Annotated in this window: 20 protein-coding genes; 9 read left to right on the top strand and 11 right to left on the bottom strand. The window is 71.7% G+C overall.

Going from position 1 to position 19,942, the window contains the following annotated elements:
• Positions 1-39 precede the first annotated feature (39 nt).
• Positions 40-579, top strand: a complete 540-nt coding sequence (def, locus tag ACFYMM_RS41455) for a peptide deformylase (RefSeq protein ID WP_388397325.1) — start codon at positions 40-42, stop codon at positions 577-579.
• Positions 580-608: 29 nt separating this feature from the next.
• Here the strand turns inward: def and ACFYMM_RS41450 are convergent, their stop codons facing one another.
• Complete coding sequence (locus ACFYMM_RS41450; RefSeq protein WP_388397322.1) at positions 609-1,253, bottom strand: TetR family transcriptional regulator; 645 nt, start codon at positions 1,251-1,253, stop codon at positions 609-611.
• Between the two features lie 179 nt (positions 1,254-1,432).
• Here ACFYMM_RS41450 and ACFYMM_RS41445 point away from each other — a divergent pair, with 179 nt between their 5' ends.
• Positions 1,433-2,662, top strand: a complete 1,230-nt coding sequence (locus ACFYMM_RS41445; protein ID WP_388397319.1) for an acyl-CoA dehydrogenase family protein — start codon at positions 1,433-1,435, stop codon at positions 2,660-2,662.
• Between the two features lie 45 nt (positions 2,663-2,707).
• On the opposite strand, the gene ACFYMM_RS41440 is transcribed toward ACFYMM_RS41445, so the two are convergent.
• The 7 genes from ACFYMM_RS41440 to ACFYMM_RS41410 all read right to left on the bottom strand — a co-directional run bounded on the left by ACFYMM_RS41440 (position 2,708) and on the right by ACFYMM_RS41410 (position 9,423).
• The gene (locus ACFYMM_RS41440; RefSeq protein WP_388397317.1) at positions 2,708-3,229 is read right to left on the bottom strand and encodes a cupin domain-containing protein; all 522 of its coding nucleotides are present in this window, start codon (positions 3,227-3,229) and stop codon (positions 2,708-2,710) included.
• A 7-nt stretch (positions 3,230-3,236) separates the two neighbouring features.
• Positions 3,237-4,451: a cytochrome P450 gene (locus ACFYMM_RS41435; RefSeq protein WP_388397314.1), complete on the bottom strand. Its 1,215-nt coding sequence runs from the start codon at positions 4,449-4,451 to the stop codon at positions 3,237-3,239.
• Complete coding sequence (locus tag ACFYMM_RS41430; RefSeq protein WP_388397311.1) at positions 4,448-5,524, bottom strand: type III polyketide synthase; 1,077 nt, start codon at positions 5,522-5,524, stop codon at positions 4,448-4,450. The genes ACFYMM_RS41435 and ACFYMM_RS41430 overlap by 4 nt, the downstream gene beginning before the upstream one ends.
• A gap of 166 nt (positions 5,525-5,690) precedes the next feature.
• Complete coding sequence (locus tag ACFYMM_RS41425; RefSeq protein ID WP_388397309.1) at positions 5,691-5,927, bottom strand: DUF6213 family protein; 237 nt, start codon at positions 5,925-5,927, stop codon at positions 5,691-5,693.
• Positions 5,928-5,952: 25 nt separating this feature from the next.
• A complete protein-coding gene (locus tag ACFYMM_RS41420) occupies positions 5,953-7,338 on the bottom strand; it encodes an NADP-dependent succinic semialdehyde dehydrogenase (RefSeq protein WP_388397306.1) in 1,386 nt (461 codons plus the stop codon).
• Between the two features lie 76 nt (positions 7,339-7,414).
• The gene (locus ACFYMM_RS41415; protein WP_388397303.1) at positions 7,415-7,888 is read right to left on the bottom strand and encodes an NUDIX domain-containing protein; all 474 of its coding nucleotides are present in this window, start codon (positions 7,886-7,888) and stop codon (positions 7,415-7,417) included.
• The gene (locus tag ACFYMM_RS41410; RefSeq protein WP_388397300.1) at positions 7,885-9,423 is read right to left on the bottom strand and encodes an ATP-dependent DNA ligase; all 1,539 of its coding nucleotides are present in this window, start codon (positions 9,421-9,423) and stop codon (positions 7,885-7,887) included. Before ACFYMM_RS41410 ends, ACFYMM_RS41415 begins: the two co-directional genes overlap by 4 nt.
• A gap of 87 nt (positions 9,424-9,510) precedes the next feature.
• On the opposite strand from ACFYMM_RS41410, the gene ACFYMM_RS41405 reads away from it, so the two are divergent.
• The 5 genes from ACFYMM_RS41405 (at position 9,511) to ACFYMM_RS41385 (ending at position 13,745) form a co-directional block, all read left to right on the top strand.
• Complete coding sequence (locus tag ACFYMM_RS41405) at positions 9,511-10,083, top strand: helix-turn-helix domain-containing protein (RefSeq protein WP_388397298.1); 573 nt, start codon at positions 9,511-9,513, stop codon at positions 10,081-10,083.
• An 85-nt stretch (positions 10,084-10,168) separates the two neighbouring features.
• Positions 10,169-11,146, top strand: coding sequence for an NADPH:quinone oxidoreductase family protein (locus ACFYMM_RS41400; RefSeq protein ID WP_388397295.1), 978 nt, complete (start codon positions 10,169-10,171; stop codon positions 11,144-11,146).
• Positions 11,143-12,324: an acyl-CoA dehydrogenase family protein gene (locus ACFYMM_RS41395; protein WP_388397292.1), complete on the top strand. Its 1,182-nt coding sequence runs from the start codon at positions 11,143-11,145 to the stop codon at positions 12,322-12,324. Before ACFYMM_RS41400 ends, ACFYMM_RS41395 begins: the two co-directional genes overlap by 4 nt.
• Positions 12,321-13,403, top strand: coding sequence for an acyl-CoA dehydrogenase family protein (locus tag ACFYMM_RS41390; protein ID WP_388397289.1), 1,083 nt, complete (start codon positions 12,321-12,323; stop codon positions 13,401-13,403). Before ACFYMM_RS41395 ends, ACFYMM_RS41390 begins: the two co-directional genes overlap by 4 nt.
• A 147-nt stretch (positions 13,404-13,550) precedes the next feature.
• A complete protein-coding gene (locus ACFYMM_RS41385) occupies positions 13,551-13,745 on the top strand; it encodes a hypothetical protein (RefSeq protein ID WP_388397286.1) in 195 nt (64 codons plus the stop codon).
• A gap of 28 nt (positions 13,746-13,773) precedes the next feature.
• Here ACFYMM_RS41385 and ACFYMM_RS41380 read toward each other — a convergent pair whose 3' ends face one another.
• Complete coding sequence (locus tag ACFYMM_RS41380; protein WP_388397283.1) at positions 13,774-15,009, bottom strand: phosphodiester glycosidase family protein; 1,236 nt, start codon at positions 15,007-15,009, stop codon at positions 13,774-13,776.
• A 75-nt stretch (positions 15,010-15,084) separates the two neighbouring features.
• Positions 15,085-15,444 carry a DUF779 domain-containing protein gene (locus ACFYMM_RS41375; RefSeq protein WP_388397280.1) on the bottom strand — a complete coding sequence of 120 codons (360 nt, stop codon included), beginning with the start codon at positions 15,442-15,444 and terminating at the stop codon, positions 15,085-15,087.
• A gap of 222 nt (positions 15,445-15,666) precedes the next feature.
• On the opposite strand from ACFYMM_RS41375, the gene ACFYMM_RS41370 reads away from it, so the two are divergent.
• Positions 15,667-15,966, top strand: coding sequence for a hypothetical protein (locus ACFYMM_RS41370; RefSeq protein WP_388397277.1), 300 nt, complete (start codon positions 15,667-15,669; stop codon positions 15,964-15,966).
• Between the two features lie 26 nt (positions 15,967-15,992).
• Here ACFYMM_RS41370 and ACFYMM_RS41365 read toward each other — a convergent pair whose 3' ends face one another.
• A complete protein-coding gene (locus ACFYMM_RS41365; RefSeq protein WP_388397274.1) occupies positions 15,993-19,652 on the bottom strand; it encodes a LamG-like jellyroll fold domain-containing protein in 3,660 nt (1,219 codons plus the stop codon).
• Positions 19,653-19,874: 222 nt separating this feature from the next.
• On the opposite strand from ACFYMM_RS41365, the gene ACFYMM_RS41360 reads away from it, so the two are divergent.
• Positions 19,875-19,942: LacI family DNA-binding transcriptional regulator (locus tag ACFYMM_RS41360; protein WP_388397362.1), on the top strand; the 68-nt coding region annotated here is incomplete at its 3' end.

The raw sequence follows: 19,942 nt of genomic DNA, 5'->3' as shown, positions 1-19,942 counted from the left end.
CGGCGAGCGGGGGGCCGAGGGAACCGTACCCTTACGGGCATGCGACACGGCTCCATCCCGGGCACCCATGGGCGGGTCCGGCCCCTCACCCTGCTCGGCGACCCGGCGCTGCACGCGCCCTGCGAGGAGGTCACCGGGTTCGGCCCCGGCCTCGCCGACCTCGTGGAGGACCTGTTCGCGACGATGTACGCGGCCCGGGGCGTGGGCCTGGCCGCGAACCAGATCGGCGAGCCGGTACGGGTGTTCGTCTACGACTGCCCCGACGACGAGGACGTCCGTCATCTCGGCCATGTGGTGAACCCCCGCCTGGTGGAGGCCGACGGCCTGGTGCTGCGCGGCCCGGAGGGCTGTCTGTCGCTGCCGGGCCTGGAGGCGGGGACGGAGCGCTACGACCACGCGGTGGTGGAGGGCTTCACGGTGACGGGGGAGCCGGTCACCGTCCACGGCACGGGTTTCTTCGCCCGCTGTCTGCAGCACGAGTGCGATCACCTGGAGGGCAGGGTGTACGCGGACCACCTCACGGGCCTGCGCAGACGCCGGCTGATGCGGCAGGTGTCCCGGGCTCCGTGGCGCCGGTGAGGGCACCCGCCCGCGGAGCGGTCCGGCGGTCAGAACCCCGGGCCGCCCATCCTGTCCCCGGCCGCCGCCAGGCGGCCCCACAGCAGGTCGGCCAGGCTGCGCACCAACTCCGCCCGGGAACAAGGCCGTTCCCCCAGCCACCAGTCCCCGGCGGCGTGCATCATCCCGACGATCCCGTGCCCCCACACCCGGGCCAGCTGCTGGCTGCCCGGCCCGAGGTCCAGCCGGTCCTCGATGACCTGTGCCAGCTCCTCGCCCATCCGCCGAAGCAGCGGAGCGCTGTGCTTGCCCACGTCGAAGCCCTGGTCGCCGCCCTGCGCGGCCTCCGCCGGATGCATCAGGAACCGGTACACCTGGGGTCGCGCCTCGATCGCGGCGAGGTAGGTGTCCAGCGTGGCCTCCACCCGCTCGCGCCGGTCCGCCGGAGCGTCCAGCGCGGCCCGCAGCGAGTCGAGCAACGCGTCCGTGTGCCGCGTGGCCAAAGCGGCGTAGAGACCGCCCTTGTCGCCGAAGTGGCGGTAGAGGATCGGCTTGGTGATGCCGGCCTCCGCGGCGATGGCGTTCATCGAGGCCTGTGGGCCGTCGCGGAGCACCACCCGGTCGGCGGCCTCCAGCAGCTCGCGCCGGCGGCGGTCGGCGGACCGCTGTTGATCGGTCCGCTGCGTGGTGTCCATCTGCTCTCCCCACCCGTGCTGATTCGGTGACGCCTGCGCAAACTAACACTGACTGTGCCCCTGACATCGAACGGGATGCCGAGAGGTGGCCGGAAGATCCTCGTGAGTTGACTTTTCCTACCGACCGGTAACAGACTGGTGTTACCGCTAGTAACACGCACTGCCGCGCTGGAGGGGACATGGCCGAGTTCACCATGGAGCTCAACGACGAACAGAAGGAGGTCCGGGACTGGCTGCACGGCTTCGCCGCCGACGTCATCCGCCCCGCGGCCGCCGAATGGGACGAGCGTGAGGAGACTCCCTGGCCGGTCATCCAGGAGGCCGCGAAGGTCGGCATCTACTCCCTCGACTTCTACGCGCAGCAGTACTTCGACCCCACCGGCCTCGGCATACCGATGGCCATGGAGGAGCTGTTCTGGGGCGACGCGGGCATCGCCCTCTCCATTGTGGGCACGGGGCTCGCCGCCGTGGGCGTTCTCGCCAACGGCACCGAGGAGCAGATCGGCACCTGGATCCCCCAGATGTACGGCGACACCAACGACGTCAAGGTGGCCGCGTTCTGCTCCTCCGAGCCCGACGCCGGCTCCGACGTCGCCTCCATGCGCACCCGGGCCGTCTACGACGAGGCCAAGGACGAGTGGGTGCTCAACGGCACCAAGACCTGGGCGACCAACGGCGGCATCGCCAACGTCCACGTCGTCGTCGCCGTGGTCGACCCGGAGCTGGGCTCCAAGGGCCACGCCTCCTTCATCGTCCCGCCGGGCACGCCGGGTCTCGCCCAGGGGCAGAAGTTCAAGAAGCACGGCATCCGCGCCTCGCACACCGCCGAGGTCGTCCTCGACGGCGTGCGCGTCCCCGGCTCCTGCCTGCTCGGCGGCAAGGAGAAGCTGGACGAGCGCCTCGCCCGGGCCCGGGAGCGGGCCAGGGCGGGCGGCGGCGAGCGGGTCAAGAACGCGGCGATGGCCACGTTCGAGGCGTCCCGCCCGGCCGTCGGCGCCATGGCGGTGGGCACCGCCCGGGCCGCCTACGAGGTCGCCCTCGACTACGCCAGGACCCGCGAGCAGTTCGGCCGCCCCATCATCGACAACCAGGGCGTCGCCTTCCAGCTGGCCGACATGCGCACGGCCGTCGACGCGGCCCGCCTCCTGGTCTGGCGCGCCTCCTGGATGGCGGTCAACGGCAGGCCCTTCACCGCCGCCGAGGGGTCGATGTCCAAGCTGTTCGCGAGCGAGACCGCCAAGAAGGTCACCGGGCAGGCGATCCAGATCCTGGGCGGCAACGGCTACACGCGGGAGTATCCGGTGGAGCGGATGCACCGGGACGCGGCCATCTACACGATCTTCGAGGGCACGAGCGAGATCCAGCGCCTGGTGATCGCCCGCACGCTTTCGGGCATGCCCATCCGCTAGGAGCCGCACGCCCGAGGCGTCGCCGGGACAGCCGCTACGACCGGCCTAACCATGCCGCAGCGGCGTCAGCTGCTCGATGTCGTACCGGCGGCGCAGCTCCTCGATCGCCGCGTGGTCGGGCGGCCCCCCGTTCCCCAGGATCTCCAGCAGCTCCTCGAAGTAGCGCTCGTGGTCCGGGGGCGGGGACGCCTGGAAGAACATCCTCGCGGGCGTGTCCGTCGGGTTCGCGAACGCGTGCGGGCAGCCGGGCGGTACGACGATGACCGTACCCGGCGTCGCACGCACCACCCGGTTGCCCGAACTCGACTCCCAGCGCTGCCAGTTGTCGGGGGTGCGCACCCGCGGCTCGAAGGCCAGGACGTCCAGTTCGCCTTCCAGGACGTAGAACAACTCCTCGCTGCGGGTGTGCACATGGGCGCCGACGTCGAAGCCGGGCGGGACCTCCACCTCGAAGGTGGAGGCCGCTCGCGAATGGGTGCCGGTCACCTTGAACGTCACCCGCTGGGCGGGCGTCTGGACCACCCGGCCGTGACCCGGCGGCACCAGCAGCCCCTCGGTCGTCGTCATCGGCCGCTCACCACGTCACCGGAAGGGCCTCGGGGCCGCGGATCAACGCACCCTTCCTGAAGGGCACCTGGTCCGGCGGTACGGCCAGGCGCAGGTCCGGCAGCCGGTCCAGCAGGGTGTCCACCAGCAGTTCCGACTCCAGCCGGGCCAGCATCCCGCCGGGGCAGTAGTGCGGACCGAAGCCGAAGGCCACGTGCGGGTTGGGGGCGCGGTCGAAGTCGATCGTCTCCGGGTCGGGGAAGACGTCCGGGTCGCGGTTGGCGGCCAGGTACGACACGTAGACCGCCTCGCCCGCCCGGATCCGTACGCCCCGGATCTCCACGTCCTCCAGCGCGATCCGGGACAGACCCACCGCGTTGCGGTGCGGGATGTAGCGCAGCAGCTCGTCGATGGCCTGGGGGCGGATCCCCGGTTCCGCGCGCAGCCGTTCGGCCAGCTCGGGCCGGGTCAGCAGCAGGTAGAACAGCTGCCCGCTGTTGTTGGTGACCGCCTCGCCGCCGATCTGGAGGAGGACGGCGAGCCCGACGGCCTCCTCCAGGGTGACCTCGCCCCGGCCCACGGCGGCGCCGAGCAGCGAGGTGACGTCCTCGCCCGTGCCGCCCTCCCGCAGCCCGATCAGGTCGCCGAAGTACGCGCTCATCTCCCTTTTGGCCTTCTCGCTGACGTCCTTGCCGTGCGAGGAGGACAGGATCAGCTGGGTCCACAGGTGCATGCCGTGCCGGTCGCCGGCCGGGACGCCCATCAGCTCGCAGATCACCGCGATGGGGAAGGGGCTGAGGACCGCACTCGTGAGGTCGGCGGGCGGGCCGTCCTGGAGGAGTTCGTCGACCAGTTCGTCCAGCATGCGTCGGGACTTCTCGCGGATCCGCTCCACACCCCTCGCGGTGAACGCCGCGGCCACCGAGCGGCGCAGCCGGGTGTGGTCGGGCGGGTCGAGGAAGCCGACCGCGCCCCGGTCCGGGATGAAGTGCGGGGCGAGCCGGGTGACCGGCTTCTCCATGACCGCCTCGCGGCTGAAGCGGGGGTCGTTGGTCACCGTGCGCACATCGTCGTACCGGGTGACCAGCCAGGCCCAGCCCTCGCCGTTGGGCAGCTGGACGCGGGTGACCGGGCCCTCGCGCATCAGCTCGGTCAGCACCGGGTCGAAGTCCGTCCCGGTCAGGTCGAGCGCCGGCCAGTGCCGGACCGGGGGCAGGGTCTCGGTGATCGTCTCTTCGGTCATGCCGTGCTCATCGCCGTCTCGTGGTCCGCGCAGCGCCAGCGGCCCAGCGCCATCTCCGCGGTGATGCCGGGGCCGAACCCGGCGAGCAGCCCGCGCGCCCGGTGCTCGGCGCCGCCCTCGTCGAACAGCCGGCGCAGCGCGTCCAGGACGACGGCGCTGGCGATGTTGCCGTACTCGGTGAGCGTGGCCCGGCTGAACCGGAAGGCGTGCGGGTCGACCTGGAGGAACTTGCTCAGGTCGTCGAGTATTCGGGGGCCGCCGGCGTGGATGATGTAGAAGTCCAGGTCGGAGGCGTTCCAGCCGTGGTGGCCGGCCAGTTCCTGCAGGGCGGGGGCGAGCGGTTCCATGGTCGCCGGCACCCGCTTGTCCAGCAGGAAGTGGAAGCCGGTGGCCCGGACGTCGTACATGATCCACTCTTCGGTCTTGGGGATCAGGTACGAGCCGTTGCGTTCGAGTTCGACGCCCGTGCCGCCCCTGCCGCGGACCACGGCGGCGGCGATGCCGTCACCGAAGAGGCCGTTGGACAGCAGCGAGCCGACGCCGAGGTCGGTCGGCTGGTAGCACAGCGAGCAGAACTCGCATGCCACGATCAGCGCGTTGGCCCGCGGATAGGCCGTGCAGAAGTCGTGGGCCCGGTTGATCGCCGCTCCGCCGGCCGCACAGCCCAGCTGGGCGATGGGGATCTGGCGGGTGGAGGTGTCGAAGTCCATCTCGTTGATCAGCCACGCCGTGAGCGAGGGCATCATGAAGCCCGTGCACGAGACGTAGATGATCACGTCGATGTCGGTGGTGAGCAGCTCCGCGTCGTCCAGCGCGCGCTGGATCACCCCGGGGACCCGGGCCTTGGCCTCGGCCTCGTAGAGCTTGTTGCGCTCCTCGAAGCCGGGGTGCTTGAGGGTCTCCTCGATCGGCTGAACGATGTGCCGGGTGCGTACGCCCGTGTTCTCGATCAGCCTGAGGGCCAGGGGGAGTTGCGGGTGGTCCGCGTGCCGGGAGCGCGCCAGCTCCAGTGTCTCCTCCATCGTGATCACGTGCTCGGGGACCAACACCGAGGGTCTGCACAAAGTCGCCATGAACCGTACCTGCTTTCGCCGTCCGGAGGGCTCTCGCCCGCCCGGTCAGAGGTGGTTCACCTCAGGAGGTGCTCAAACCACGATCACCCGACAGGGCGACGACTTCGCGTCGGATTACTCCGAATCGGGGACAACGGGTCATGGCGCCCGGCTGTCCCTTGGGCGGCTATCCGCTCTGACCGCTGCTGTGCGCGATGCAGGCCACGTCGATCCGGTCCGCGAGCTTGGCCAGCTCGATGGTCAGAGCGGCTACCGTGTCCTCGTCGAGTCCGTCCTGCCCGGCCTCGACCAGATGCAGCCACCGGCCCCCGACCGTCCGCAAGAGTTTGCTCACATCGGCCGCGGCCACCTGCAAGGTACCGCGGTCGTCGACGATCAGAGGCAGGGTCACTTCGCGGTTCACAAAGGGGATCGTAGCCGCGGAAGCCTCAGGCTCCCTGCCATACGGTGGTGATGTTGCAGAACTCCCGGATTCCGTGCCCGGACAGCTCACGGCCGAACCCGGACCGCTTCACACCGCCGAACGGGAACGCCGGGTGGGAGGCGGTCATGCCGTTGACGTACACGGAACCGGCCTCCAGGTCCCGTACGAACCGGTCGACCTCGTTCTCGTCCCGTGTCCAGACGTTCGAACTCAGGCCGAACTCGGAGTCGTTGGCGATCAGCACCGCCTCGTCCACGTCCCCGGCCCGGTACAGCGTGGCCACCGGTCCGAACGCCTCCTCGCGGTGGATGCGCATCTCGCGGGTGATGCCGGCCAGGACGGTCGGGGGGTAGTACCAGCCGGGTCCGTCCGGCCGTTCGCCACCGCACAGCACCGTGGCCCCGCCGTGCCTGGCGTCGTCGACCAGCTCCTCCAGGTCGGCCCGTCCCCGCTCGCTGGCGAGCGGCCCGATCTCGGTCTCCTCCTCCATCGGGTCGCCGGTCCTGAGGGCCTTCATGCCCTCGACGAACCGCTCGGCGAAGGCGTCGTAGACATCGGTGTGCACGATGAACCGCTTGGCGGCGATGCACGACTGCCCGTTGTTCTGCACCCGGGCGGTCACCGCGATCCGGGCGGCCCGGTCGAGGTCGGCGGAGGGCATCACGACGTACGGGTCGCTGCCGCCCAGCTCCAGCACCGTCCTCTTGATCATCTCGCCGGCGGTGGAGGCGACCGCCCGGCCCGCCGGCTCGCTGCCGGTGAGCGTGGCCGCCTTCACGCGCTCGTCGCGCAGGATGTCGTCGACCGCGCCGGAGCCGATCAGCAGGGTCTGGAAGCAGCCCTCCGTGAAGCCCGCCCGGTGGAAGAGGTCCTCCAGGTAGAGGGCGGTCTGCGGGACGTTCGAGGCGTGCTTGAGCAGGCCGACGTTGCCGGCCATCAGGGCCGGGGCGGCGAAGCGGACCACCTGCCACAGCGGGAAGTTCCAGGGCATCACCGCGAGCACGGGCCCGAGCGGCCGGTAGCGCACCCGCACCCGGGAGGCCCCGGAGTCCTGCACATCGGCTTCGGCCGGCTCCTCGTCGGCCAGCAGTTCCTCCGCGTGCTCGGCGTACCAGCGCATCGCCTTGGCGCACTTCGCCGCCTCCGCGCGGGCCTGCTTGACCGGTTTGCCCATCTCGGTGGTCATCACCCGGCCGATCTCCCGCTGGTCCTCGTCCAGCAGATCGGCGGCCTTGTTCAGCAGACGGGCGCGTTCGGCGAACGTGGTCGTCCGGTAGGTGCGGAACGTGGCCTCGGCGAGCTGGAGGCGGCGCTCCAGCTCCTCCTCGCCCATGGCCTCGTACGTCTTGAGCGTCTCGCCGTTCGCCGGGTTCACCGTCGCGATGGCCATGACCGACCTCCCTCGGAGCGGGCTGTGCTACGACCTTCGCGCGCGGCCCTGCCGGCCGCAACGCGTGGTCCCCTGTTCAGCCCGAGTGCTCCGCCAGCCGGTCGAGAAACGCGGTCTGCGCCGCGACGAGCACCTGCCGGGCCCGGTCGAGGCCGACCCACGCCACCCGGTCCAGCTCGGGGAACTCCCGCACCCGGCCGGACCTCGGCGGCCACTCCATCCGGAAGGTGCCGGGACTGATGGTCTCCGGGTCCAGGTCGCCCTCGACCGCCCAGGCCGTGACGATCTTGCCGTTGGCCTGCACGACCTCCCCGAGCGGTACGGCCTCCCCGTCGGGCGGCGCCAGCCCCAGCTCCTCCTGGAACTCGCGCCGGGCCGCGTCCCAGGCGGGCTCGCCGGGCTCGTACTCGCCCTTGGGGACGGTCCACCCGCCCGCGTCCTTCTTCGCGAAGAACGGGCCGCCCATGTGGCCGATCAACACCTCCAGCCCGTCGCCGGTGCGCCGGAACAACAGCAGTCCCGCACTGCGCCTGGGGATGCGCACCGTCACGGCCCCACCTCCGGATGCGCCGCCAGCAATGCCTGAACGGTATCGGCCTCCCCGGGCCGTTTGTCCTCGCGGTAGCGGACCACGCGCGCGAAGCGGAGGGTGACGCCGGCCGGGTAGCGGGTGGACCTCTGCAGTCCGTCGTAGGCGATCTCGACGACCAGTTCGGGGCGCACGGTGACCACCCGGCCGTCGTCCTCCAGGGCCAGCTCCCGCAGCCGCTCGGTCTGCCAGACGAGCATCGCGTCGGTCATGCCCTTGAAGGTCTTCCCGAGCATGGCGAAGCCGCCGTCCGGGTCCAGGGCGCCGAGATGGAGGTTGGAGAGCTTGCCGGTGCGGCGGCCGTGACCCCATTCGGCGGCCAGGACGACCAGGTCGAGGGTGTGCACGGGCTTGACCTTCAGCCAGGAGGCGCCGCGTCGGCCCGCGCTGTAGGGGGCGTCCAGCGCCTTGACCACCACCCCCTCGTGGCCCCGGGCCAGGGTGTCGGCGAGGAACCGTTCCGCCTCGGCGGTCCGCTCCGGCCCGGACACCACCGTCCCGCGCACCCGCATCGGCTCGGGTACCAGCCGGGCCAGCTCCGCGTGCCGCTCGGCGAAGGGCAGGTCCAGCAGGTCGCGGCCGTCGACCGAGAGGGCGTCGAAGAAGACGGGGGAGACCGGGACCTCCTCGGCCGCCCTCGCCACATCCGTCCGGGAGCCGACCCGGCCGGCCGTCTCCTGGAAGGACCGGGGGCGCCCGGCCGCGTCGAAGGAGATCACCTCGCCGTCCAGGATGAACCGCTCACCCCTCAGCTCCAGGGCGGAGGTGGTCACTTCGGGCAGCCGGTGGGTGATGTCGTCGAGGGTGCGGGTGTGGATCCGTACCGTGCCGCCGTCCCGGTGGACCTGGACGCGGATGCCGTCCAGCTTCTCCTCCACGGCGCAGGCGCCCAGCTTCTCGACCGCCTCGGCGACCGAGGAGGCGCTGTGCGCCAGCATCGGCAGCACGGGGCGGCCGACGGTGAGCCGGAACCGGTCCAGCGAGCCGGGCCCCTCGGCCAGCAGGGACCGGGCCACCGTCTGCAGCGACCCGGCGAGCATCACCGCCCGCCGTACGTCCGCCGGGTCCGCGCCGGTCGCCCGGGCGAGCCCCTCCACGGCGACCGCGTCCAGCGCGCCCTGCCGCACCTCACCGGTCAGCAGTCCGAGCAGGAAGCGCTGCTCCTCGGCGGTGGCGGCTTCCATCAACTCCCCGACGATCCGGGCCCGTTCCGCCTGGGATCCGGGCCCGGACACCTTGCCCAGCTCGCTGAGGAGCGCGTCGACCTCGCGCACGGTGAGAGACGGCCGGCCCGCCGGCGGCACCGGGCGGCCGAGCACCTTCCAGCCGACCCCGAGCCGCCCCTGCGGCAGCCGCCCGGCCAGATACGGGATGACGATCGGCACGTCGTCCGCCTCGGCCTCCCGGAACAGCTCCGCGAGCAGCGCGGTCTTCCGCGACCGGGCGGCCGTCGCGGCAACCTCCCGGGACACCTGGGCGAGCCGGCTCAGCAGCATGCAGCCATGGTGCACCGCGGGCGACACCTTTACACCTCCGGGGCCCCGGTATTGACAAACATGCTTGCCGATTCTGCAATATCGGGCATGAGCACCGACGAGGTACTGGCCGAGGTCGGCCCCCGGCTCCGCCGCATCCGCAAGGACCGGGAGGTGACCCTGGCCGCGCTGTCGGAGGCGACCGGGATATCGGTCAGCACCCTCTCCCGGCTGGAGTCCGGCCTGCGCAGACCCAGCCTCGAACTGCTGCTGCCGATCGCGCGGGCCCATCAGGTACCGCTGGACCAGCTGGTCGGGGCGCCCCCGGTGGGCGACCCGAGGGTGCGGGCCAGGCCCGTCGTGCGGGACGGACGCACCCACTGGCCGCTGACCCGCCGGCCCGGCGGACCGCAGGCCTTCAAGGTGCTGGAGCCGCGGCGCAGCCTCGACCCCGACCCGCGCAGCCACGAGGGGTACGAGTGGCTCTACGTGCTGTCCGGACGGCTCCGGCTGGTGCTCGGTGACCACGACGTCGTCCTCACGGCCGGGGAGGCCGCCGAGTTCGACACCCGCGTGCCGCACTGGTTCGGGTCGACGGGCGAGGGCCCGGTGGAGTTCCTCAGTCTGTTCGGGCCGCAGGGGGAGCGGATGCACGTGCGCGCCAGGCCCGCCCGGACGTGACGCAGCCGACTGTTCCCTGATCGGCAAGCGACCGCTTAGTATGCGGGGAGCCCGGTCAGACGAAGCAGTCCCGTGGAGGCCCCGCATGCAGGCATGGCAAGTGCACGAGAACGGCGAGCCGAGCGAGGTGATGCGGCTCCAGGACGTGGAGCGGCCCACCCCCGGCGAAGGCCGGCTCCTGCTGAAGGTGCGCGCCGCCAACATCAACTTCCCGGACGTGCTGATGTGCCGGGGCCACTACCAGGTGCGCCCGCCGCTGCCCTTCACCCCGGGCGTGGAGATCTGCGGCGAGACCGAGGACGGGCGCCGGGTGATCGCCAACCCGTCCCTGCCGTACGGCGGCTTCGCCGAGTACGCCGTCGCGGACGCCGCGGCCGTCCTGCCCGCGCCCGACGCGCTGGACGACGCGGAGGCCGCCGCCCTGCACATCGGCTACCAGACGGGCTGGTTCGGCCTGCACCGCCGGGCGCGCCTGGAAGCCGGCGAGACGCTGCTCGTCCACGCTGCCGCAGGAGGGGTCGGCAGCGCGGCCGTGCAGCTCGGCAAGGCGGCCGGCGCCACGGTGATCGGCGTGGTCGGCGGTGCCGACAAGGTGACCGTCGCCCGCGAGCTGGGCTGCGACGTGGTCGTCGACCGGCGCGCCGAGGACGTCGTCGCCGCCGTGAAGGAGGCCACCGGCGGCCGGGGCGCCGACGTGATCTACGACCCGGTCGGCGGCGACGCCTACACCCAGTCCGCCAAGCTCGTCGCCTTCGAGGGCCGGATCGTGGTCGTCGGCTTCGCCAGTGGGACCATCCCGAGCCCCGCGCTCAACCACGCCCTGGTGAAGAACTACTCGATCCTCGGCCTGCACTGGGGCCTGTACAACACCAAGAACCCGAAGCTGGTCCAGCACTGCCACGAGCAGCTCACCGAACTGGCCGCGCGCGGTGCCGTCAAGCCGCTGGTCAGCGAGCGCGTGCCGCTGAGCGGGGCGGCGGCGGCCGTGCAGCGGGTCGGCGACGGTGTGACCACCGGCCGGGTGGCCGTCGTCCCGTCGCTGCAGAACGGAGCCGCCGCATGAGCACCGCAGAGGAACTGCGCAGCCGCACCCGCGCGTTGCTGGCCGCGCACCCGCCCGCCACCACCGACCGCCTCGACTTCCTCAGGGCCCGCTTCGACGCCGGACTGGCCTGGGTGCACTACCCGGAGGGCCTCGGCGGACTGGGCGCCCCCCGCTCCCTCCAGGCCGTCGTGGACGCCGAGCTGGAGACCGCCGGCGCCCCCGACAACGACCCGCGCCGCATCGGCATCGGCCTCGGCATGGCCGCCCCGACGATCCTCAAGTACGGCACCGAGGAGCAGAAGCAGCGGTATCTGCGGCCCCTGTGGACCGGCGAGGAGGTCTGGTGCCAGCTGTTCAGCGAACCCGGCGCCGGATCCGACCTCGCCGCGCTCGGCACCCGGGCCGTGCGCGAGGGCGAGGACTGGGTGGTCAACGGGCAGAAGGTGTGGACCTCCAGCGCCCACGTCGCCCGCTGGGCCATCCTCATCGCCCGCACCGACCCGGACGTGCCCAAGCACGCGGGGATCACGTACTTCCTCTGCGACATGACCGACCCGGGTGTCGAGGTCCGTCCGCTGCGGCAGATCACCGGTGAGGCCGAGTTCAACGAGGTCTTCCTCACCGACGTCCGCATCCCCGACTCCCGCCGCCTCGGCGGGATCGGCGACGGCTGGCGGGTCGCGCAGACCACGCTGAACAACGAGCGCGTCGCCATCGGCGGCATGCGGCTGCCCCGCGAGGGCGGCATGATCGGCCCGGTCTCGAAGACCTGGCGCGAACGGCCCGAACTGCGCACCCACGACCTGCACCAGCGCCTGCTGGGGCTCTGGGTCGAGTCCGAGGTCTCCCGCCTCGCCGCCGAACGCCTGCGCCAGCAGCTCGTCGCCGGACAGCCCGGCCCCGAGGGCGCCGGCATGAAGCTCGGCTTCGCCCGCCTCAACCAGGAGATCAGCGGCCTGGAGGTCGAACTGCGCGGCGAGGAGGGCCTGTTGTACGACGACTGGACCATGCGCCGCCCCGAAATGGTGGACTTCACCGGCCGCGACGCCGGCTACCGCTACCTGCGCTCCAAGGGCAACAGCATCGAGGGCGGGACCAGCGAGGTCCTGCTGAACATCGTCGCCGAGCGCGTCCTCGGCCTGCCCGCCGAGCCGCGCACCGACAAGGACGTCGCATGGAAGGACCTGTCCCGATGAGCGCACAGCCCGATCTGCTGTACTCGGAGGAGGAAGAGGCGCTGCGGGCGGCCGTACGGGACCTTCTCGCCGACCACTGCGACGCGCCCGGCGTCATCGCGCGCACCGAGTCCGACGCCCCGCACGACCTCGCCGCCTGGAAGGCCCTCGCCGACGGCATGGGCCTGGCGGGCCTGCTGGTGCCCGAGGACAAGGGCGGCCAGGGCGCCACGCACCGCGAAGCCGCCGTCGTCCTGGAGGAGTTGGGCCGCTCGGTCGCTCCCGTGCCGTACCTCAGCAGCGCCGTCGTCGCCACCGAGGCCCTGCTGGAGTGCGCGGACGACGAACTGCTCGGACGGCTGGCGTCCGGGCGGGCCGTCGGCGTCCTCGCGGTCGGGCTGCACCGCGCCCCCGGCACCGCCTTTCCCGCCGTACGGCTGGAGGACGGCGCCCTGCACGGGGAGCTGACCGGCATCGCGGACGCGGCGGCGGCGGACGTCCTGCTGGTGCCGGCCGAGGACGGCGGGCTGTACGCGGTGGCCGCGTCCGACGCCACCGTCACCTCGCAGGCCTCCCTCGACCTCACCCGGCCGCTGGCCACCGTCACCCTCACCGGAGCCCCGGGCCGACGCCTCGGGGACGCCGGACCCGCCGTCCGCCGCGCCCTGCGGGCCGGCGCCGGACTGCTCGCCTCCGAGCAACTCGGGCTAGCCGACTGGGCGTTGACCGAAACCGTGCGCTACCTGAAGGAACGCAAGCAGTTCAACCGGCCGGTCGGCGGCTTCCAGGCGCTCAAGCACCGGCTCGCCCAGCTGTGGCTGGAGGTGGTCAACCTCCGTGCCGCCGCGCGGGCCGCCGCCGACGCGCTGACCACCGGCGAGGACACCGATCTGACGCTCGCCGTGGCCCAGGCCTACGCGGGACCGGTCGCCGTACACGCCGCCGAGGAGGCGCTGCAGCTGCACGCGGGTATCGGCATGACCTGGGAACACCCCGTCCACCTGTACCTGAAGCGGGCCAAGGCCGACTCGATCGCCTACGGCACGGCGGGCGCCCACCGGGAGGCCCTGGCCGAACTGGTCGACCTCCGCGCCCCCTGACGGACAGCGCCGGCCCGGCGGGGGATAAACGCCTTCCCGGGCGAACGCCACCCGTTCGGGGGACATGTCAGCCGCCCGGACGAACCCTCCGCTACGCCACACTTGCGGCCGAACGCCGTGAAAAGGGCGTGGCGGAGGAGGTTCCCGATGGCCATTTCCATCTCTGTGGTGCTGCTGTTCCTGATCCTGGCCGTGGTCTTCGTGCGCAACGGCGCGCTGAAGATCTCCCACGCCCTGGTCTGCACGCTCCTCGGCTTCTACCTGGCCGGCACGAGCATGGCACCCACCATCCACAGCGGGCTCACCGCCACCGCCGACCTGGTGAGCAGCCTGCGGCCCTAGTCGTACTGCCCAGGGTCGGCCGTCCCGGTCAGGGCCCCGGGAAGACCCCGATGCCGTTCGGCACCGGGCGTTCGCCGCCGTCGCTCGGGTGGTTGAGCACCGACACGGCGGCCGCGCCCGGCTCACGGGCGACCATCTCGCTGGAGCCGCCGCCGTCCAGGCTGAACGCGTCGGCCGCGCCCAGCTTCCGCATCACCTCGGCCACTTCGGCGATCGTCATGCCGCGGCGATAGGCCGGGGCGCCGTCCAGGGTGAGGAGCACCAGTCGCCGTCCGTCGCCCGTGAAGCCCACGGCCGTCCGTACGGCCGATGTCCGGCCGTCGAGCCCGGGCAGGGGCCGGCCGCCGCGCAGTACCGGGTAGCCGCCGAGCGCGAAGCGGTAGGCGACCTTCGACGCGGCGGCCACCAGCCCTTCCCGCACCGTCACCTTCTCGCCCCGGGACAGCTTCCGCAGCCGCTGGGCGCCCGCCTCCCGGCCCACCAGGACGGTGGTGCCCGGGGCGATCGGGCCGCCGCCCGGGCTGTCGGAGACCGCGACGACCCGGCCCTGCCGGACGGTCACCTCACGGGTGTTCCTGCTGCAGGCCGCCGCCCGGTCGGTGTCCGTGCCGCAGGTCGCGCGCAGCCGGGAGGCGCTGCCCCAGCCCGTGGTGAAGGCACCGACCGAGTTCTCCGGCAGGGCGAACTGGTTGAGCCCCTTCAAGGGGAACCAGCCCTGCGCCGTGCGCACGGATCCGGTGAGGGCCAGGCGGTCCAGACGGGCCCGCCGGTCGACGCCCACTCCGAAGACGCCCTCGGTGGTGGTGCCGGGCGGCAGCGCGGGTCCGAACCGCTGGCCGTCCGGCACCGCGGCCTTGAGCACCCGGCCGTGGCCGATCGCCGGACCGTCCGGCGCGCCGGTGGCCTGCACACCCGGGTGCTGGGCCTCGGTGATGTCGAAGAAGTCGCCGTTGACGCCCGCGACCGCGCCCAGCGAGTCGGCCATCCTGGAGACGGGGGCGCGGGCGGCCACCGCCTGCGGGTACAGCAGGTCGAGGTGGACGTGCCGGTCGCCCAGGTCGACGCCGAGGACATGGGCGCGCGTCACCCCCTTGGCCGCCCGGACGTCGAACTGCCGGTAGGTGACGCCCGGCGCGATCCGGGTGCCGTCCGGGGCGGCACCGGCCGGTGCCGCCCCCGTCAGGACCGCACCGGCCAGCACGCCGAACGCCGTGACGGCCGTTACCGCCCTGCCCGCCGACCGGTGCTTTCGACGTCGTGCCACGGCTCCCCCTGATGTCTCGTCATACGACCAAGGACTCAGGGGAAGTGCACCAGAGCGCGACGGCTCGCGGGCCCGCTAGGCGTCGAGTACGCGAGAACGGGTGAGAAAACGCACCCCCTCGGGCGCCTCCAGCGAGAATCCGCTACCCCGTCCGGGTACCACGTCCACGATCAGCCGGGTGTGGCTCCACACCTCGTACTGGCTCTTCGACATCCAGAAGGTGACGGGCTCGTCGACGCCCTCCACCGCCAGCTCGGCCAGCAGCACGTCCGAGCCGCCGGTGCGGAACTCACCGTCCGGGTAGCACATCGGCGCGCTGCCGTCACAGCAGCCGCCGGACTGGTGGAACATCAGCGGACCGTGCGCCGCGCGCAGCCGGCGGATCAGATCGGCTGCCTGCGGGGTGAGTTCGACGCGCGGTGTCTCGTTCTCCATGGTCACCGTCCTGAGCGGAAGCGGGCGGGCGCCGGGCAGGACCAGTCTCCGGGTTCGCCGGGGAGGCGTCCAGCGGGCGGCGGAGGCGGGCGAATCCACGTGCGCGGTTACGTAGTTCCACGCATGTCACCGGCCAGGACGTTCGGGAGACTTGGCCGTGGCTGCGCCGTCGTGCACACGCCTCGAAGACATCGACAACATCGACCGACCGGAAGGGGCAACTTGTCCACACGAACGGGCATCTCCATAGAGGGACGCCACAACCCCATGCAGGTGTTCCTCCGCTTCGTACGCCTGACGGTCGAGGTCGACGGCAAGGCCCAGAGCGGTGCCTGGCGCAACCGCTTCGTACCGCTTGCTCCCGGCTCGCACCGGGTCAACGTCTTCTTCCGGTACCTGTTCAAGGCCCGGTGCTGCGAGGCCGCCGTCACCGTCCAGGTCACCGCTGACCAGCCGGTGAAGCTGGAGTACCGTGCCCCGCAGATCCTGACGTCCCCCGGACGTCTCACGGTCGTCCGCTGAATCGCCGGCCCCTCGGTCACCTCACCTCACCTCACCTCACGCGCGTACGGAGCGACGGCGATACGGTCGATCAGCGGTGCGTAACGGGAGCGGAGCAGCACCCCGGGGAAGGTGTCCGAGGCGTAGGTGGTGCCGTCGAAGTTCGGCAGTTCCTCGGAGCGGAAGCCGATCGTGTTCTGTCCCTTCTCGAGGTGGACCGGGACGGTCAGCTCCCAGAAGTTGTTCTGGTGGAAGCTGTGCGGGAAGCTGACACGCTGCCCCTGGCCGCCGTTGACGCTGATGTCCGCGTGACGGGCGAGCGGGTCGGGGTTGTAGTGGGTGGCCTGCGACTGCTCCGGGTCGGAGTAGCGGATGCGCAGCGCGTACAGGCCGGCCCGGTCAGCGGCGACCGTGAACGTCGCCGTGTTGCCGTTGCCCGGGTCGCCGCCGATCCCGGTGATCGCCGTGCCGTCGGTGGCCAGGGACAGCGGGGTCAGCGTGGCAGAGCCCGCCAGCCTGGCGTCCTGTGCCTCGTACGTACGCGTCTTGAGTGTGCCGTCGGTGGGCGTGACCGTCAGACGGTCGACGAGCGTGGACGCCGAACCACCGGTCACCGTCACCTTGTTGATGCCGCCGGAGAGGGAGACGGCCACCTTCCGCCTGCCCTCGGTCGCGTGCAGTACGCCGTGGCCGTTGACGGAGAGCCGCGCGTCCGTGCCGCCGAGGGTGTCGAGTTCCAGGGTGGCCTCGCGGTCGGCGGGGGAGTAGACCCAGAACGTGGCGGTCTGGCCCTTGGCCAGCCTTGCCGCGCCCGAGCCGGTGGCCGGACCGGGGGCCTGCTTCGGGAGGTCGTAGACGGGCCGTGCCCCGCCGCCCAGCCACGCCAGCTCACCCTCGTAGACCCGGGTGGCCGCCGACGCGTCGGGCAGGGACAGGGTGAGGCGGTCGACGATGGCGTCGCCCTGGGTGGCGCGCCTGCCGTCGAGGCTCTTCGCGGCGAGCGTCAGGGTGTGCCGGCCCTTGGTGAGCCGGACCTTGGTGTCGGAGTGGTCCCACACCACCCACTTGTAGCCGAGCGGCAGGTACAGCTCCTGTTCGCTGTCCGCCGTGCCGTCCACTCGCAGGAACACGTTGGTGGGACCCTGCTCCTTGATCCTGTCGAAGGTGTTCAGGGAGTTGGCGAAGACGCTCAGGTCGTAGGTGCCGTCCTCGGGCACGTCGACGGTGAAGTCGAGCGCGACGTCCGAGCCGGTGCGCAGGCCGCCCACGTCGTAGCCACCGGAGGTGTAGAACTTCGACACGTCGCCGGTCGAGCCCTCGGGCCCGTTCCTGGAGTAGCCGGACCCGGTGTGGGCGGCGTCCTCCGCCTCGTACGATCCCTGCCAGCGCACGGGCGGTGACTGTGTGCTCTTCGCCTTCCCGGCCGGGCTGAGGACGATCTCGTACGCCGAGGACTCCTTCAGCTTCGGGAGCCCTCCGTCGCCGAAGTCGACGACGGCCTTCCCGTCGCCACCGACCTTCAGGTTCGTCTCCGTCAGCAGCTTCGGGCCGGAGTTGTCGCCGATCTGCCCGCTCCAGTCGATCTCGCTCACCCACGCGTGGACGCGGTCCCCGAAGACCTTCCTGGGGATGCCCGCGAACGTGATGTGGCCCTTGCCGTCGGAGCCGCCGAAGACCAGTCGCGCCTGCCTCTTCTTCTCGTCGAGCGTGGCGACGCCCTGCATGGTGTAGTTCTCGCCGGGGAACGGCGGGGTCACCGCCACCGTGTGGCCGCTCATCGAGGCGTACGAGTGCAGCAGCCACCACTGGCCGTTGCCGCGGTTGGACTGCACCGCGGAGTCGGAGAGGTTGCCGTCGATGTTCCAGTACGCGATGTCGGCGTCCACCTTGGACTCCTCGATCGCGGACACCCACTGGATCATCTGTCCGGGCACCGAGGTGTGGTAGTTGAACGCGTATTCGTTGATGTTGACCGGTAGCTGGGTGCCCTCCCGGTCGGTGCCCTTGAACAGTTCCTTCTCCCACGCCCGGTACTTGGCGACGCTCTGGCGCACCGCCTCCGGGTGGCTCAGCTCGTGCCAGGTGACGACGTCCGGGAGCGTGCCGGCGGCCAGGGCGTGCGTGAGGAAGCCCTTCACCTGGTCGTACAGGACACTCGTGTTCGGTCCGGCTATGCGGGCACCGGGCATCCTGCCCTTGATGAGCTTGTAGGCGGAGTCCCAGGCGGCGAAGTAGTCGGCCGGGTTGTCGAGCCAGCTGACCTTGTCGTAACTCCACTCGCCGGTGCCGAACATGTTGCCCTCGGGCTCGTTGAACGGCACGAAGACGATGTTGTGCTGGTACTTCTTCGGCAGCCGCAGGACCTGGTCGACCTGCTTGGCCATCTTCTCCTGGTAGAGCCTGAGCTTCTCCGCGGGGGTGTCGCCCGGCCACTCGTACGGAAAGCCGCGGTGGATGTCGGTCATGTAGATGTACACGTCGCCGTCGGTGGAGTCGGCCAGCGGCCTCACCACGTCCAGCGCGTCGGCACCGGGGTGCTGCGGGCCGTCCTGGGCCTTGGTGGAGACGGTCCGCAGGCCCATGCCCTCGATGAGGTTGTTGGTGGGGACCCCCGGTCCGTACACGCCGTAGAGCGTGCCGGAGGCGCCGCCGTGGAAGGCGCCGGTGTCCGAGCCGAGGTCGACGGTGAGCTGCCCCTCGCGGACCACGGTGACGGTCGCCTCCACCGCGTGCCCGGCCGCGGTTCCGGCCACGGTGAACGTACCCGGCCGGGCGTACTCCTCGGGCGGAACGGCGTCCCAGGCGATCGGCGCGTCGCGGTCGTAGCCGTCGGAGTACGAGGAACGGACCACGGCGGGCAGGGCGGGGGCGGTCCCGGTCGTCGTACGGATGTCGAAGGACGTCCGCGTGAGCTGCCGCAGGGCGGGCGGGTCGGCGACCGTGCCGGCCACCTGCTCGGGGGTGAGCGCCGAGTGCCAGATGGTGAAGTCGTCGATCGCGCCCTTGAGCAGCGGGTCCGGGTAGAGGGACTTGCCGATGTAGCCGGCCGCCGTGGCCGAGCCGTCGAGCAGGTCCTTGGCCCTGACGGTCGTGGTGGCGGAGGAGATTGCCACGCCGTCGAGGTAGGTGGTGACCCGGTGGGCGGCGGTGTCGAGGGTGACGGTGACGGTCCGCCAGCCGTCGGCGGGCAGGGGCGCGTAGCCGGACACCTGTGCCTCGCCGCCGCCTCCGCCGGTGGTCACGGCGGTGCGCAGCACACTGCCGTTGTACGGCGTCGTGAACAGGTACTTGGTGGTGTCCGTGCCCAGGTCGAAGATCCGCTGCCAGGGCGACTTGTCGCCGCTCCACTTCACCCGGGCGGAGACCGTCAGGTCGCTCGCGTCGGCGAGGACTTCGCGGGGGAGGCGGACGTACGCGCCGTCGGAGGTGGGCGCCCCGCCGGGCAGGGCCAGCGCCTTGCCGCCGCCCGCCCCCGCGACGGACTGGGCGGTGGAGCCGTTGACCAGGGTCGCCGTGAGGCCGTTGCCCGAACTGTCGCTGATCCTGCCGGACGCGAGGTCGTCCTGGTCGAAGGTGTAGCGGGCGGCCGGCTGGGGTGTGTCGGCCGCCTGTGCGGGGACGGCCGGCGTGGCCAGCAGGCCCGCGCCGAGGGCCAGCGCCACGGCGGCCGGGGCCCGGCGCGGAGCTGATCTGTCAGCGGATGGCATGGATGGCGTCCTCAATCCTCGAGTGTCGGCTGTCGGCTGTCGGCATGCGTCGGAAGGATCAATTCATCGAACCGGTTCGGGGAAGCTAGCACCGAGGGTGGCGGCCAGCAATCCCCTCAACCCGAGCGATCCCGGATCCCGATCACCGTCCCGCTCCACATCACCGCGACCGAGGAGTACTCTCTTCACCAAAGAGTCGAACCGGTTCGAAAGGAGCGACTCGTGAACATCGGTGAGATCGCCCGGCGGGCGGGTGTCTCGCGGAGCACCGTGTCGTACGCGTTGAGCGG

The organism is Streptomyces sp. NPDC006739 (assembly GCF_042869815.1).
Lineage (GTDB): Bacteria > Actinomycetota > Actinomycetes > Streptomycetales > Streptomycetaceae > Streptomyces.
This window is presented reverse-complemented; position numbering and strand designations above follow the sequence as displayed.